Raw genomic sequence first — 13,348 nt, 5'->3', positions numbered from 1 at the left:
ATCCCATCTGCAACAAAACCCTAACACCTGTTCCGGGCAGTTCCGTCTGCCAGATAATGAGCCTCGCTCAGCCTTACCTCAATGGGCAGTGGTTGCGATTTTCGTGACAACAGCGGAGGCGATTGGCCTGAACTCTTGCGGGGTCGCGCTATCCGTATTTATACGCACGCTTCGTCATCACGAAGCCATGACTGCCACCCATATTCAGGTATACAAACGGAGAGTTACACGCAATGCATATGACCCAGGGACTACGCTTGAGCTGGAAGATTGCGGTCTTCGCCGCGCTGGCTTCGCTCTTGAGCGGCTGCGGCATCAACACTATTCCTACCTATGACGAGCAAGTGAAGTCGGCCTGGGCGCAGGTGGAAAACCAGTATCAGCGCCGTGCCGATCTGATCCCGAACCTGGTTGAGACTGTAAAGGGTTACGCCAAGCAGGAGCAGGATACCCTCACCGCCGTGATCGAGGCCCGCGCCAAGGCAACCTCCATTCAGGTCGATGCCAGTACGCTTAACGATCCCCAGAAACTTCAACAGTTCGATCAGGCCCAGCAGCAGCTGAGCGGTGCCCTGAGCCGGTTGATGGTGGTGTCCGAACGTTATCCGGATCTGAAATCGAACCAGAACTTCATGGCCCTGCAATCCCAGCTGGAAGGTACCGAAAACCGTATCGCTGTGGCCCGCCGTGACTTCATCGCCTCGGTCGAGCGCTATAACACTGAAATCCGCACTTTCCCGGGCAGCATCTGGCACAAGATCTTCTACAGCGACCTGCCGGTTCGCGAGAACTTCAAAGCCACGACGCCCAACGCTGATCAGGCACCCAAGGTCAACTTCAATCAATGATTGATCGCCCGGTGTTTCGCGCCTTTGCGCTGTGGATCCTGTTCTGGGCCTGTGCAGCGGTGGCACAGGCCCAGCAGGCTCCTGCCTTCCCACCCTTGACCGGCCGGGTCGTTGATCAGGCCGGAATGCTGGACGCCCAGACCAAAGCCCGGCTGGAGCAGATGCTCAAGGCCCATGAGCAGGCGACGAGCGAACAGGTGGTGGTCGCTACCATTCCCAGCCTGCAAGGCCGCTCTATCGAGGAGTATGGCTATCAGCTCGGTCGCCATTGGGGGATCGGGCAGAAAGGCAAAGACAATGGTGCGTTACTTCTTGTCTCGCGTGACGACCGCAAGGTCCGAATCGAAGTCGGCTATGGTCTGGAGGATCGTCTGACGGATGCACAGTCCTTCCTGATCATCAATCAGGTCATTGTTCCCGCGTTCCGGCAGGGTCAATTTGCTCAAGGCATCAGCGAGGGGGCTAGCGCCATGCTCAAGGTGCTGGGCGGCGATCCGCTGGCACGCCCGGCACAGGATGATACATATCACGACAGTGAAGATCGTCCTACCCCGATTCTGTTCATCGTCCTGTTTGTCATCATCCTGTTCATGATGAAAGGTGGCGGAGGCGGTCGTGGTGGACGTGGCGGGCGAGGCAATTCGGTGCTAACCGGCGCAATCCTTGGCAGTGTTCTCGGCGGTGGTGGCCGCTCGGGAGGCGGTGGCCTTGGAGGAGGTGGTTTTGGTGGGGGCGGCGGCAGCTTTGGCGGCGGCGGGGCTTCAGGTGATTGGTAAGGAGAGCGGACCTCTATGACATTACTCAACGAGCACGAGCAGCGACAGGTCGCTGAAGCCATCTCTCGCGTTGAACGCGATACCGATGCAGAGCTGGTCACGGTGCTGGCCGCACGGGCCGATGATTACACCTATATCCTGTTACTCTGGGCGAGCCTCATTACATTGATCGTTCCAGGCGCAATCAATTACTACCCAGGTTGGTTGAGCCCCCATGAACTCCTGCTGGTCCAGTGGGGCACGTTAATTGTGCTGAGTCTGATCTTCCGTATTCCAGCCATCACGACGCGTCTGATTCCGCGCCAGGTGCGTTGCTGGCGCGCGTCCAACCTGGCACGCCGTCAGTTTCTCGAGCATAACCTTCACCACACGCAGGCGGAAACCGGCATGCTGATCTTTGTATCAGAAGCCGAACGCTATGTGGAAATTCTCGTAGACCGAGGTATTTCGCAAAAGCTGAGTGACGAAACCTGGCAGTCGATCATCGCAACCTTTACACAGCAGGTTCGTCGCGGCGAAACCTTGCAGGGCTTTCTGACCTGTATCGAAGCATGCGGTGAGCACCTGAAGCAACACCTGCCGGCGACCCATACGCGTAACGAGCTACCGGACCGGCTGATCATCCTGCCCTAAGGGGTAGGCGTTTCCCTTGTTTGACGCGGGCCACTGTGGCCCGTGACAGGTTATTCCCCTTGCAAACGACCACCACCTCTATTCCTCGCTATCCCGTGATGGTGCTGATCCTCGGCGCCCTGGCCTGTATCGGTCCCATGTCGATTGATGCCTACCTGCCGGCCTTTGGCGCCATCGGCCGAGATTTTCAGCTGACACCTGAAAAGACCCAATTGACGCTCGGCCTGTATATGCTGGCGTTCGCATTCATGACGCTTCTGCATGGCACCCTGTCCGACTCGTTCGGCCGCCGACGGGTCATTCTTTCGGCCCTGGCGGTGTACATCGCCGGCTCGCTGATCGCGGCGCTCGGCCCGAGCTTCGACTGGCTGCTGGCAGGCCGTATCTGCCAAGGACTGTCCGCTGGTGCAGGAATGGTGGTGGGACAGGCCATCGTGACGGACTGTTACAAGGGGCCGGTGGCCCAGAAAACCATGTCCTACATCATCATGGTCTTCAGCGTGTCCCCGGCCTTTGCGCCGATCATTGGCGGCTACCTGTCAGAACACACCGGTTGGCGCGGCGTATTCCTTTTCCTGGCGGCGCTTGCCGTTTTCAGCGCCTCGCTCTGCGCGTTCCTGATGCCCGAAACCCTGTCGCCAGAACGCAGACAGGCCTTCGATCTGAGCGTCCTATCGCGCAATTACGGACGAGTCATGCGGGACGGGCAGCTCATGGCCCGCGCTGTGGTCTTCGGCGCCCTGTTTGGCGGCTTCGCCTTCCTGATCGGCGCCGCCCCCGATTTTGTCACCCAGGTACTGGGGCTGGCCGAAACCGACTTTGGCTATCTGTTCATTCCCATCGTGATCGGATTGACCAGCGGGTCCTTTCTGGCAGCACGGCTTTCCTCACAATTGCCTTCCGGTCGACTGATCGGCTTTGCCTACGCCATGCTTGGCCTAAGCTGCTTGATCAACCTGACCTATACAGGCCTGGCTACCGACCTGAATATCTATGCGGCCGTTATCCCGCACGGGCTATTCGTCTTCGGCCTGTCGCTGGGCATTCCTACCATGACGCTACGCATCCTTGAGCGCGTACCGGAGCTGTCCGGCACCGCCGCGTCAGTCCTGGGGTTTGTCCAGATGATCTTCTTTTCCATAGTCAGCGGCTGGCTTGCACCGTTGGTGTACGGCAGCGCCTTCCGTCTGGCCGTGGCGCTGTCCATTGGAGTCGTGGTAAGTGGCTTGGGTTGGGCGCTGGTCACACGTCTTTCCTCATCGGCCGAGCCCGCCTCAACGCGGTAATGTCTTTCCGGGCTGGCCATTTAAATAGCCAGCCCGCGTCTTTGTTCACAGCCCCCTTGACCCTATCGTAACGTGAGGCCTCAGGATCAATTCCGCACGTGGAAGAAAGGAGCAATTCGATGCTATTGAAAGTGGGCGAACTGGCTAGACAGTCGGGTCTTACGATTCGGGCTCTTCACCATTACGACAGCATCGGCCTGCTCACACCCTCCGCGCGTTCCGATGCCGGCTACCGACTGTACAACCGGGCCGATATTGCCCGGCTGCACCAGATCCAGGCCCTGCGTGGCATGGGCCTGTCGCTGGCCGAGATCGGAGCCCTTCTGGCGCTGCCAGACGTTGCGCTCCTGACTATCACCGAGCAGCAGATCCGCCGGCTGGACCGACAGATTACCCGGCAAACGAATCTGCGTAATCGCCTGGCAGACCTGCATCGCCAACTCAGTGAAGGAGAGGAGCCTGACTTGGCCGATTGGTTGAAGACCCTGGAATTGATGACCATGTACGAACAGCATTTCGCCCCTGAAGACCTGAATGATCTGCCTTTCTACACTCCCGCCAACCAGCAGGCTTGGCGCGCACTGGTGCAGGAAGCCCATCAGCTCCTCCAACAAGGGCTCCCCCCTGAGTCCGTTCAAGCACAGTCGCTGGCACGGCGCTGGATGACGCTCCTGGAGCGCAATACATCAACCAACCCGGCCCTGGCCGTACGGCTCAACGAGCTGTTCCGCCAGGAGGCCCCGCTACAGGAGCAGACGGGTGTCACCACCGAGATGACCAACTTTATCCTGAAGGCCTTCACGGCCGGCAAGCTTGCGATCTATGAACGGTATCTCACACCCGAAGAGTTCGCCTTCATGCAGGCAAACTATGGCGAGCAGGTTCCGAAATGGCTACCGCTTGTGGCCGATTTACGCCGCATTATGGATAACGGACTGCCTCCCCACTCTCCAGAGGCGCTGCAGCTGGCGCAACGCTGGACCGCATTGTTTACCGCCTATGCAGGCACAAATCCCGAGACCCACCATAAACTGCGTCAGGCCCATGCCTGCGAACCGCAACTGGCTGAGGGCACCTGGATGACAGACGATATCCAGCGCTATCTCGGCCAGGCCATGGCAGCACTGCACACCTAGCCCTGTAAGCCCTGATCCTGTGATCAGGGCTTGGCAAATGAGAGAGACAGCGAGGGCAGCTCCAGTGGAGGCTTGGTCAACCAGGCCTCCTCTTCCGCCTGGGTCGGCACGAACCGGTCTCCTGTCGCCTCTTGTGGTACCTGACCGGCCAAGGCGAAGGAGCCCATGCCGAGCGTACAGGCCGAACTTGGATAGTGACTGGAGATGGCATAGTCATCCGTCAGGGCATGGGCACTCATTGCGCCGTTCTGCGCGAGCACGGCCTCGACTACGGCCTGCTGCTGGTACTCGGTAAGCGTGACCGTCAGGACAGTTGAGTGCTGGGTAATGGCCTCGCGCGCGGGCTCATCATCGGCCAGGTCGAAAAGCGAACAGAAGAAATGGCTGATTCGTTCACCCAGCGAACCTGTGGAAGAACCTGCCGTCTCATTTCGAGAGGCTGAAAGTGAGATATGCCGACCGGCTACGCCTTTTGCGATCAACTCATGTCGGACATGCTCGGCTTCGCTTTGGCAGCCGAAGGCTGCTTTGAGAATGTGCTCCATCGCTACCACCCTTTTTAGTTATTGTGTTCACAGCCCGCTTAGCCGGGCCTGCCGCTAAAGGCAGACAGCGCCACTTGAAGGGAAAGGGCTCATCTGCCTGCCAAGGGATTCTGCAACAAGGTAAAAAGGGTTGGTGAGAGCATTTCGTCCGCCCGGCACATGCCGGTGGGAAGCAATACGACTAGGACTGGACAGATCCAAATAACCTCACTGACGGGATCACTTTGAGCCGCTGCGCTGGAGTGCCTCTACTGAAACCATTCCAGCGAAACCGCTTCGATGCGCAGGAAGAAGAAGACTCGTTTCGGAGCGCGCCCGTAAGCGTTGAGTCACCTTATACATTTTTAGACGAAAGGCTATGCCAGCATATCCTGGCGACGGCAGGGACGGACAATACCGTGACTGACATTCTGACGCAGGGCTGGTCCAGCCAAGGCAACAAGACGTAATAAGGCCAGAAACGATCGACAGTCCGGAGGATCCTATCCGTTCGAAAACATAGTCCGGGCACTTGAGCTAACGGCGTGTGGCTTTAGCACAAACCCATGCTCATTTACATGAACCTGCTCACAGGGCTACGCAGTAACTCCCCATTTTATTCGGAGCCCGCGTAGGATTTCAGGGTGTAGTTAACCTGCCTGACTGCTTGAAAAGGAATTCAGCATGAAATGCCCCCACTGTAAACAAAGCATCAGCGCCTTCCACGCTGCACTCTTTGGTCCGCCTGAATCGGATGGAAGCCGATTATGCCCCGAATGCCGCAAACCCTTTACCTTGAAGCTCGATGTGTTCAGAGCCATCCCAGCAGCAGCCAGCGGTGCCGCCGCCGCCCTGTTGATTGCCTTCAGAATTCCCTATGTCGGCTTTCTTCTGGGTGCTTTCGTTCTGGTATTTTCGCTCTACCTGACCTCAATGCGCCTGACCAAACCTGCATCGGCTGAAGAAGAGGCGGTTTCACCATGAGCGTCCGGCTGCCACATCAGGTGGGCAGCCCAGAAAGGAGATGGGGTACGTCAGGACTTGGGCATGCCTTCCAGCATGTACTTCTCAAGCTCGACCCGGCATGTAAGGCGGGTGCAGGCAAAAACTCGGTCATTCCAGTCGGCCAGCTCCGGATAGTCATTCTGTTCGAGCGTATCCAGAAAGCCCTTGAGGCGGTATGCCTCGCTTGCGCCAAGGCGCATTAAATCAAAGCCGTGACTGATCGCAACGATCTGCAACAGCTCGCTGACTCGCTCACCCCAAAAGACATGCTGCTCTTTGGGTACAAAACGTCCAATACTGGACGCGGAGTGAAGATAGCTCATTCAGTGTTTCCTGAAGAATATTCATTCAAATCCCTTGTGTTGATAGCGTTAGCGCGAAAGCCGAATTTCCTGTGGCCTCTTTAGTAAGTCGACACAGTAAAAGGAAACTTTAGGATCACAATGCTTTTTGCTTAACCGATTCTCCCGTGTTCAGGAATGATTCAGATTTCCCTACAATACCGTGAATTAGTGCACGCAAATATTTGGTTAACCTAATCGCCAATGCTTGACCTAGAGCCTTTTGCCATCATCGCATTTGTGTAAGTCATTAAAATGACCAGCGCTGTGCCGGTTAATTCTCCAAAGGCCGTATTGAAATACTGAAATGGTCTACTTGCCTTACGACGGCGTACTAATACGGGTGCCGATCGATAAACGCACATATGAAGCGTTTTGTGTCCGATTATCGGACACAACCACCTTTTTCAAGGGATGCAATCGCATATGCTCGGTGCATGCGGCTTACCTCCTCGGCTGGTGCATGAGCAACAGCGAGACCCTTGAATGAGGACATACAATGATCAACAAGATTGTCGAGAGCCTGAGCCAGGCGGTGGAAGACATCCACGATGGTGCCACCGTGATGATTGGCGGCTTCGGCCCATCCGGACAGCCTTCTGAGCTGATTGATGCGTTGATAGCGCACGGTGCGAAAGATCTCACCATCATTAACAACAATGCGGGCAATGGCGATGTAGGCCTGGCAGCCCTGCTCAAGGCAGGTCAGGTTCGCAAAATCATCTGTTCATTTCCACGCCAGACCGACTCCTATGTATTCGACGAGCTTTACCGTGCCGGCAAAATTGAACTGGAGTTAGTGCCGCAGGGCAATCTGGCCGAGCGTATCCGCGCTGCGGGTGCCGGTATCGGCGCCTTTTTCACGCCGACCAGCTACGGCACGATTCTGGCCGAAGGCGTGGAAACACGCGAAATCAACGGCAAGCACTACGTTATCCAATATCCCATTCATGCCGATTTTGCCCTGATTCGTGCGGACCGTGCCGACCGTTGGGGCAACCTGACCTACCGCAAGGCTGCCCGCAATTTTGGTCCCATCATGGCGACGGCTGCAAAGACTACCATCGTGCAAACCCGTGAAATTGTGGAGCTGGGCGAGATCGATCCGGAAATCATCGTTACGCCAGGCATTTTTGTGCAACGCGTCGTTCGTGTTTCAGGAGATCAGGAATGAACAGACTCAACCGCAACCAGATCGCTGCCCGAGTCGCCCAGGACATCCCGGAAGGAGCCTACGTCAATCTGGGGATTGGACTGCCGACGCTAGTGGCCAACCACCTGCCAGCTGACCGCGAAATTTTTCTGCACAGCGAGAACGGCATACTGGGCATGGGTCCGGCGCCAGAGGAGGGCAAGGAAGATTCTGATTTGATCAACGCTGGCAAGCAGCCTGTCACCCTGCTGCCAGGCGGTGCGTTTTTTCACCATGCGGATTCGTTTGCAATAATGCGCGGCGGCCATTTGGATATCTGCGTGCTCGGCGCTTTCCAGGTATCCGTCACAGGCGATCTGGCCAACTGGCACACCGGCGAGCCTGATGCGATTCCTGCCGTAGGGGGTGCTATGGACCTTGCAATAGGTGCCAAGCAGGTCTTTGTCATGATGGATCTCATGACCAAAGCCGGGCAAAGCAAGCTGGTCGAGCACTGTACCTACCCGCTGACGGGCGTAGGCTGCGTATCTCGTGTGTATACCGATCTGGCTATTTTCGATATTGCTGACGGCCGCGTGTATGCCAGCGAACTCGTCGAAGGCCTCACACTTGAAAGTCTTCGGGAAATGACTGGCCTTGCACTGGTACAAAAGCCGGTTTGACCCTTATCAAAGAAGAGCGGCCTTGCCATGGAACTCACAAGCCTCAAGGTACTAGGCCCGCTTCTTCTGCCAACTTCATGGCCTTTCAACAGCCTCTGTAAAGGTTTGTCTGTCTTGAAACAACTTTGCTGACAAACCGTCACAAAGGTGTGTTAGTGTTCGCCGACTAAGCACGCTGTTATTGGCACGTTTTATGACCAATCTCCTTTTCTGGCTGCCCACGCCGCCATAGCGCTCCGCCCCGCCTCTGGCCTTGCCCGTATAGGCAGGCACACTATCGCCCTGGTTTTTTATAAACTGCGGTGCTCTGTTTTTTCGCTTTATTTAAAGTTTGCTTAACTTTTAAACGCGTTCAACATAGCGACCATCACATTGATTTATTGTTGGGCAATAATTGAGCATCAGTCGCTCATTATTAAACCAACCACTATCGGGTTCTTAATCAACTAGCTCACTGCTTTTGGGTTAATGCCGCTCGATCAGGCTGGAGAAGTATGAAAATTTTAATTACAGGTCGAAGCGGTCAGGTCTCTCAAGCGCTGCAAAGAAGCCTTAAAACCGATCATGAACTTGTTGTTCTGGGTCGTGATGCCATGGATCTTGCAAATGAAGAGGCCATTCGTGAAACCGTTCGACGTGTGCAGCCAGACCTGATTATCAATGCTGCTGCGTATACGGCTGTGGACAAGGCCGAGACCGACGCCGAGATGGCTTTCAAGGTAAACGCAGAGGCACCGCGGATTCTGGTGGAGGAGGCTGTGGCACGGGCCATTCCGTTCATCCACTATTCGACCGACTATGTATTTGATGGTGACAAGAACGAGCCCTACAGTGAAGAGGATGCCACCCACCCCACCAGCGTGTATGGCGAAAGCAAGCTGGCTGGCGAACAGGCGGTTCAGGCCGTAGGCGGACAGTATCTGATTCTGCGAACCAGTTGGGTTTACTCCCAGGATGGTCACAACTTTGTTCGTACCATGCATCGCCTGCTGCAGGAAAAAGACGAATTGCGCGTTGTAGATGATCAGATCGGCATACCGACTTGGTCCGATACGATTGCCTCAGCCACTAGCCACATCGTAGATCGCATTACCATGGGCAACCCAGGCCCCTGGGGTATTTACCACCTTACCTCGACAGGCAAGACATCCTGGTTTGGCTTTACCGAAACGATCGCTCAGAAACTTGAAGAGCAAGGCCGTTTACGTGCCCGGCTTTATCCTATTGCCACGTATGAGTATCCCACTCCAGCGAAACGTCCAGCTAATTCACGAATGGATTGCTCACGTATTCAGACTAACTGGGGCGTGCAATTACCCGAGTGGAAAGAAGCCTTCGAACAGTTCTGGCAACAGAACTTTGCAGATAAATAGCCCGCTAATAAAGTAATATTAACTTAATAGCTGATTGATATCTCTTTAGAATGCGCTGATATCAGTATTATTAGTTTAACGTTATGAAAAAGGGCGCCATAGCGCCCTTTTTATATCAGCCTTTAAGTTCGGCCAGAATCTGATACGATTTGAGTCGATCAGCATGTTCATACACATCGCAGGTGAAAATCAATTCATCAGCGTCGGTCTTCTCAAGCAGCAAATCGACCCGCTCGCGTACCTTGTCCGGCCCACCAATAATCGCCATGCCCAGCATGTTCAGCACAGCGTCTTTTTCATGGGGCAACCATTCAGGACTCATGTTTCGAACCGGCGGGCGAAGCACCAGGCTTTGGCCACGCATCAATGCCAGGACGCGCTGATAAACCGTGCTTGCCAGGTAATTGGCTTCCTCGTCGCTGTCTGCAGCAACCAGCGGAACACCCAGCATGACATAGGGCTTGTCCAGCACCTCGGAAGGGCGGAAGTTTTCACGGTACAGACGAATCGCTTCATGCATATAGCGTGGCGCAAAATGGGATGCAAAGGCATACGGCAAACCTTTGGCAGCCGCCAGCTGAGCACTGAACAGGCTCGACCCCAATAGCCAGATCGGTATGTTGCTATCGACACCCGGCACGGCGATTACCCGCTGTTCTTCCTGTCGTGGACCCAGAAAGTACTGCAGCTCCTCTACGTCGGAAGGGAAGTCATCGGCGCTTCCCAAACGATCGCGACGCAGCGCATGGGCGGTCATCTGATCGGACCCGGGCGCACGGCCAAGCCCCAGATCGATACGGCCCGGATACAGAGCATCCAGCGTGCCGAACTGCTCGGCCACAACAAGAGGGGCGTGGTTGGGCAGCATGATGCCACCGGAGCCGATGCGGATCGTGGATGTACCACCCGCCAGGTATCCGAGCAGAACGGCCGTGGCTGAGCTGGCGATACCGTCCATGTTGTGATGCTCAGCGACCCAGAATCGGTTATAGCCCAGCCGCTCCGCATGGCGAGCAAGGTCGAGTGAGTTGTGCAGAGCCTGGGCCGCGTTGCCATCGTCCCGTACCGGCGCCAGGTCCAGAACGGAAATGGCAGTGTCTTTGAGTTGAGTCATGCAGAAGTCTCCTCGTTAGCCGCGGCAGGCTCTTCAATTTGCCGCTGCCGCACGGCCAGATCGTAGGTATCGCGCGCCTGCTGAATGATCGGCTGCGATTGAGCGGCCCAATCGGCCAAGGCTCTGATGGGAATGACCAGGCTTTGCCCGATCCCGGTCAGGGCGTATTCCACCTGGGGCGGCGTTGAGGGAATGACCGTTCGGGTAATCAATCCATCGCGCTCCAGGTTGCGCAACGTGACGGTCAGCATTCGTTGGGAAATGCCATCGATCTGACGCTTGAGTTCATTGAAACGCAGTGGTCCGCTGTCCAGCTTGAAAACAGCCAGTACCGACCAGGCATCGCCTACACGGTCCAGCACATCACGGATAGGGCAGTCGTGGTTTTTCAGTCGGCGGCGCCCGGTAGCGGACTTGTTAAAATCGTCCATGGCAACCTCGCTGAGCGTGATTACATCAAGAAACTCACTTTACGCCTTTAAGGCAGTTATTAAAAGTAACCTGGCTCTTTTTAGTGACTATGAAACCGATAGGGTGAGGTAATGGCGCGGTCTTTCCGGTACGACAGGTGTCGTACCGGAAAGACCGTGATCAGGCAAAACCGACCACACCATGAGGGACGTAAGGTTCCTCAAGGCGGGCGATCTCTTCGGCGGTCAGGTTGAGCGAGAGGGCGGCCACAGCGTCTTCGAGGTGCTGCGGTTTGGACGCACCAATGATGGGTGCACTGATGCCCGGTTTTTGCACAACCCAGGCCAGTGCCACTTGTGCACGCGGTACGCCACGCTCGTTGGCAATCTCGGCCACACGCTCAACCACACGGCGGTCGGCATCGGCCGTATTGGCATACAGGCTCTTGCCAAACTCGTCACTCTCAACGCGTGCGCTGCTGGTATCCCAATCTCGGGTCAGCCTTCCACGTGCCATGGGGCTCCAGGGAATGACCCCTATGCCTTCGTCACGGCAGAGCGGCAGCATTTCGCGCTCTTCTTCGCGATACAGCAGGTTCACATAATTCTGCATGGTGACGAAACGGGTCCAACCATTTCGATCCGCCACATGCAGAGCTTTGGCGAATTGCCAGGCGTACATGCTGGACGCACCGATATGCAGCGCCTTACCCGCCTTTACTACATCGTGCAGCGCTTCCATGGTTTCTTCGATGGGCGTTTCATAATCCCAGCGGTGGATCTGGTACAGGTCCACGTAGTCAGTGCCCAAGCGCTTGAGGCTGGCATCGATACTGGCAAAGATCGCCTTACGTGACAGGCCGCCCACGTTGGGCTTGTTGCGCATCGGAAAATAGACCTTGGTGGCCAGCACAATCTCGTCACGCTGGGCAAAATCCTTCAGCACCCGACCGACGATTTCCTCACTGGTACCATCGGAATAGGCGTTGGCGGTATCAAAGAAGTTAATGCCCATGTCGAGGGCTTTCTTGAATAGCGGGCGACTCTCTTCTTCGCCCATCGTCCATGGATGATTACCACGTTCAGGCACGCCGTAGGTCATACAGCCCAGGCACAGCGGAGAAATTTTCAGGCCCGTAGACCCGAGGTTCTTATAGTCCATGACGACTCCTTGAAATGAATCAGACCGGAGAAAAGGCAGGTCATAGGCTGACCACAACCCTGGCCATTTGCTCCGGCCTTTTTACCTTACCCTGATGAACACCACCTGTACGCCTTACGTTTCGCCGCACCCTCCAACGAACTTTGCCCAGCATCCGATTTCACATATAACTCGAGTCATCCACAGGAGAGGAACCATGAAAAAGACAGCATCTGCTGTATGGCAAGGTGGTTTGAAGGACGGTAAAGGTACGATTTCCACCGGCAGCGGCGCGCTGAAGGAAAATCCCTACGGTTTCAACACTCGCTTCGAAGACCAGCCCGGCACTAACCCTGAGGAGCTGATTGGCGCAGCGCATGCGGGCTGCTTCTCCATGGCCTTTTCCATGATGCTGGGAATGGAGAACTTCACAGCCGAGCGTATCGAAACCAAGGCAGTGGTTACGCTCGATAAAGTAGGCGAAGGCTTCGAAATCACGACGATTGATTTGACCATGTCGGCCAAAATCCCAGGCATCGACAACGACCAATTCCAGGCCATCGCCAACAAGGCGAAGGAAGGCTGCCCGGTCTCCAAGGTACTGAACGCCAAGATCAGCCTGGATGCCACATTGCTGAACTGATATTCAACTCAGTGCCTGGCTACGCTGCCGGGCACTGGTTGCCGCAAATACCTTCCAGCGTCCTTCTTCAAGCGTAGATAAAGACAACATGAAGCCTGTGTATATCTCCCCAATTACGCACAGGAATTGAATCTTATCCACATCGCTATAGCAAACTCTATTGCTACTTCGTCTTAATACGCCTGTCTTTTGCCTTCAAGCCATAAATCCTGTCAGTCAAAAAAGGCCTGCTGCAATATCCATTTTCAGCGTGGATAATGTTCGGATCGTTTTGTACAGGCATTACTTATCCACATGTGTCAG

15 protein-coding genes are annotated in these 13,348 nt (G+C 55.6%); 10 read left to right on the top strand and 5 right to left on the bottom strand.

Annotation, left to right across the window (positions count from 1 at the left end):
• Window positions 1-239 precede the first annotated feature (239 nt).
• The 5 genes from JQR90_RS00220 to JQR90_RS00200 all read left to right on the top strand — a co-directional run bounded on the left by JQR90_RS00220 (window position 240) and on the right by JQR90_RS00200 (window position 4,679).
• A complete protein-coding gene (locus tag JQR90_RS00220; RefSeq protein ID WP_434140792.1) occupies window positions 240-848 on the top strand; it encodes a LemA family protein in 609 nt (202 codons plus the stop codon).
• Window positions 845-1,624, top strand: coding sequence for a TPM domain-containing protein (locus JQR90_RS00215; RefSeq protein ID WP_434140264.1), 780 nt, complete (start codon window positions 845-847; stop codon window positions 1,622-1,624). The genes JQR90_RS00220 and JQR90_RS00215 overlap by 4 nt, the downstream gene beginning before the upstream one ends.
• A gap of 15 nt (window positions 1,625-1,639) precedes the next feature.
• Window positions 1,640-2,257: a TPM domain-containing protein gene (locus JQR90_RS00210; RefSeq protein WP_434140263.1), complete on the top strand. Its 618-nt coding sequence runs from the start codon at window positions 1,640-1,642 to the stop codon at window positions 2,255-2,257.
• A 59-nt stretch (window positions 2,258-2,316) separates the two neighbouring features.
• Window positions 2,317-3,543, top strand: coding sequence for a multidrug effflux MFS transporter (locus JQR90_RS00205; RefSeq protein WP_434140262.1), 1,227 nt, complete (start codon window positions 2,317-2,319; stop codon window positions 3,541-3,543).
• Between the two features lie 119 nt (window positions 3,544-3,662).
• On the top strand, window positions 3,663-4,679 hold the full coding sequence (locus JQR90_RS00200) for a MerR family transcriptional regulator (protein WP_434140261.1): 1,017 nt from the start codon (window positions 3,663-3,665) through the stop codon (window positions 4,677-4,679).
• A gap of 23 nt (window positions 4,680-4,702) precedes the next feature.
• On the opposite strand, the gene JQR90_RS00195 is transcribed toward JQR90_RS00200, so the two are convergent.
• Window positions 4,703-5,224, bottom strand: coding sequence for a hypothetical protein (locus tag JQR90_RS00195; RefSeq protein WP_434140260.1), 522 nt, complete (start codon window positions 5,222-5,224; stop codon window positions 4,703-4,705).
• A 663-nt stretch (window positions 5,225-5,887) separates the two neighbouring features.
• On the opposite strand from JQR90_RS00195, the gene JQR90_RS00190 reads away from it, so the two are divergent.
• Window positions 5,888-6,187, top strand: coding sequence for a hypothetical protein (locus tag JQR90_RS00190; protein WP_019366504.1), 300 nt, complete (start codon window positions 5,888-5,890; stop codon window positions 6,185-6,187).
• Window positions 6,188-6,237: 50 nt separating this feature from the next.
• Here JQR90_RS00190 and JQR90_RS00185 read toward each other — a convergent pair whose 3' ends face one another.
• The gene (locus JQR90_RS00185) at window positions 6,238-6,531 is read right to left on the bottom strand and encodes a hypothetical protein (protein WP_122041192.1); all 294 of its coding nucleotides are present in this window, start codon (window positions 6,529-6,531) and stop codon (window positions 6,238-6,240) included.
• 517 nt (window positions 6,532-7,048) lie between these two features.
• Between JQR90_RS00185 and JQR90_RS00180 the strand changes: the two genes are divergently transcribed.
• The 3 genes from JQR90_RS00180 (at window position 7,049) to rfbD (ending at window position 9,737) form a co-directional block, all read left to right on the top strand.
• A complete protein-coding gene (locus tag JQR90_RS00180) occupies window positions 7,049-7,723 on the top strand; it encodes a 3-oxoacid CoA-transferase subunit A (RefSeq protein ID WP_074820994.1) in 675 nt (224 codons plus the stop codon).
• Window positions 7,720-8,364 (top strand): 3-oxoacid CoA-transferase subunit B, encoded by a 645-nt coding sequence (locus tag JQR90_RS00175; RefSeq protein ID WP_434140259.1) that lies wholly within the window; start codon window positions 7,720-7,722, stop codon window positions 8,362-8,364. The genes JQR90_RS00180 and JQR90_RS00175 overlap by 4 nt, the downstream gene beginning before the upstream one ends.
• A 494-nt stretch (window positions 8,365-8,858) precedes the next feature.
• Entirely contained in the window at window positions 8,859-9,737 is an 879-nt protein-coding gene (gene rfbD, locus JQR90_RS00170; protein ID WP_010796372.1) for a dTDP-4-dehydrorhamnose reductase, read from the top strand.
• A gap of 115 nt (window positions 9,738-9,852) precedes the next feature.
• Here the strand turns inward: rfbD and JQR90_RS00165 are convergent, their stop codons facing one another.
• From JQR90_RS00165 to JQR90_RS00155, 3 genes are all read right to left on the bottom strand, one after another.
• Window positions 9,853-10,851 (bottom strand): LLM class flavin-dependent oxidoreductase, encoded by a 999-nt coding sequence (locus tag JQR90_RS00165; RefSeq protein ID WP_010796371.1) that lies wholly within the window; start codon window positions 10,849-10,851, stop codon window positions 9,853-9,855.
• On the bottom strand, window positions 10,848-11,282 hold the full coding sequence (locus JQR90_RS00160) for a winged helix-turn-helix transcriptional regulator (protein ID WP_010796370.1): 435 nt from the start codon (window positions 11,280-11,282) through the stop codon (window positions 10,848-10,850). The genes JQR90_RS00165 and JQR90_RS00160 overlap by 4 nt, the downstream gene beginning before the upstream one ends.
• A 160-nt stretch (window positions 11,283-11,442) precedes the next feature.
• Window positions 11,443-12,423, bottom strand: a complete 981-nt coding sequence (locus tag JQR90_RS00155) for an aldo/keto reductase (protein WP_010796369.1) — start codon at window positions 12,421-12,423, stop codon at window positions 11,443-11,445.
• Window positions 12,424-12,619: 196 nt separating this feature from the next.
• On the opposite strand from JQR90_RS00155, the gene JQR90_RS00150 reads away from it, so the two are divergent.
• Window positions 12,620-13,045 carry an OsmC family protein gene (locus JQR90_RS00150; RefSeq protein ID WP_010796368.1) on the top strand — a complete coding sequence of 142 codons (426 nt, stop codon included), beginning with the start codon at window positions 12,620-12,622 and terminating at the stop codon, window positions 13,043-13,045.
• Window positions 13,046-13,348 lie beyond the last annotated feature (303 nt).

Origin of the sequence: Pseudomonas sp. JZ114, from assembly GCF_051027705.1 — a bacterium.
In the GTDB taxonomy this organism is placed as follows: domain Bacteria; phylum Pseudomonadota; class Gammaproteobacteria; order Pseudomonadales; family Pseudomonadaceae; genus Chryseomonas; species Chryseomonas luteola.
This window is presented reverse-complemented; position numbering and strand designations above follow the sequence as displayed.

What these genes read in the sequence shown, in the direction of transcription:
- JQR90_RS00150 (WP_010796368.1), top strand. Translation starts at nt 12,620, where the DNA reads ATGAAAAAGACAGCATCTGCTGTATGGCAAGGTGGTTTGAAGGACGGT.
- rfbD (WP_010796372.1), top strand. Translation starts at nt 8,859, where the DNA reads ATGAAAATTTTAATTACAGGTCGAAGCGGTCAGGTCTCTCAAGCGCTG.
- JQR90_RS00160 (WP_010796370.1), bottom strand. Translation starts at nt 11,282, where the DNA reads ATGGACGATTTTAACAAGTCCGCTACCGGGCGCCGCCGACTGAAAAAC.
- JQR90_RS00155 (WP_010796369.1), bottom strand. Translation starts at nt 12,423, where the DNA reads ATGGACTATAAGAACCTCGGGTCTACGGGCCTGAAAATTTCTCCGCTG.
- JQR90_RS00220 (WP_434140792.1), top strand. Translation starts at nt 240, where the DNA reads ATGACCCAGGGACTACGCTTGAGCTGGAAGATTGCGGTCTTCGCCGCG.
- JQR90_RS00190 (WP_019366504.1), top strand. Translation starts at nt 5,888, where the DNA reads ATGAAATGCCCCCACTGTAAACAAAGCATCAGCGCCTTCCACGCTGCA.
- JQR90_RS00195 (WP_434140260.1), bottom strand. Translation starts at nt 5,224, where the DNA reads ATGGAGCACATTCTCAAAGCAGCCTTCGGCTGCCAAAGCGAAGCCGAG.
- JQR90_RS00165 (WP_010796371.1), bottom strand. Translation starts at nt 10,851, where the DNA reads ATGACTCAACTCAAAGACACTGCCATTTCCGTTCTGGACCTGGCGCCG.
- JQR90_RS00200 (WP_434140261.1), top strand. Translation starts at nt 3,663, where the DNA reads ATGCTATTGAAAGTGGGCGAACTGGCTAGACAGTCGGGTCTTACGATT.
- JQR90_RS00180 (WP_074820994.1), top strand. Translation starts at nt 7,049, where the DNA reads ATGATCAACAAGATTGTCGAGAGCCTGAGCCAGGCGGTGGAAGACATC.
- JQR90_RS00210 (WP_434140263.1), top strand. Translation starts at nt 1,640, where the DNA reads ATGACATTACTCAACGAGCACGAGCAGCGACAGGTCGCTGAAGCCATC.
- JQR90_RS00175 (WP_434140259.1), top strand. Translation starts at nt 7,720, where the DNA reads ATGAACAGACTCAACCGCAACCAGATCGCTGCCCGAGTCGCCCAGGAC.
- JQR90_RS00215 (WP_434140264.1), top strand. Translation starts at nt 845, where the DNA reads ATGATTGATCGCCCGGTGTTTCGCGCCTTTGCGCTGTGGATCCTGTTC.
- JQR90_RS00185 (WP_122041192.1), bottom strand. Translation starts at nt 6,531, where the DNA reads ATGAGCTATCTTCACTCCGCGTCCAGTATTGGACGTTTTGTACCCAAA.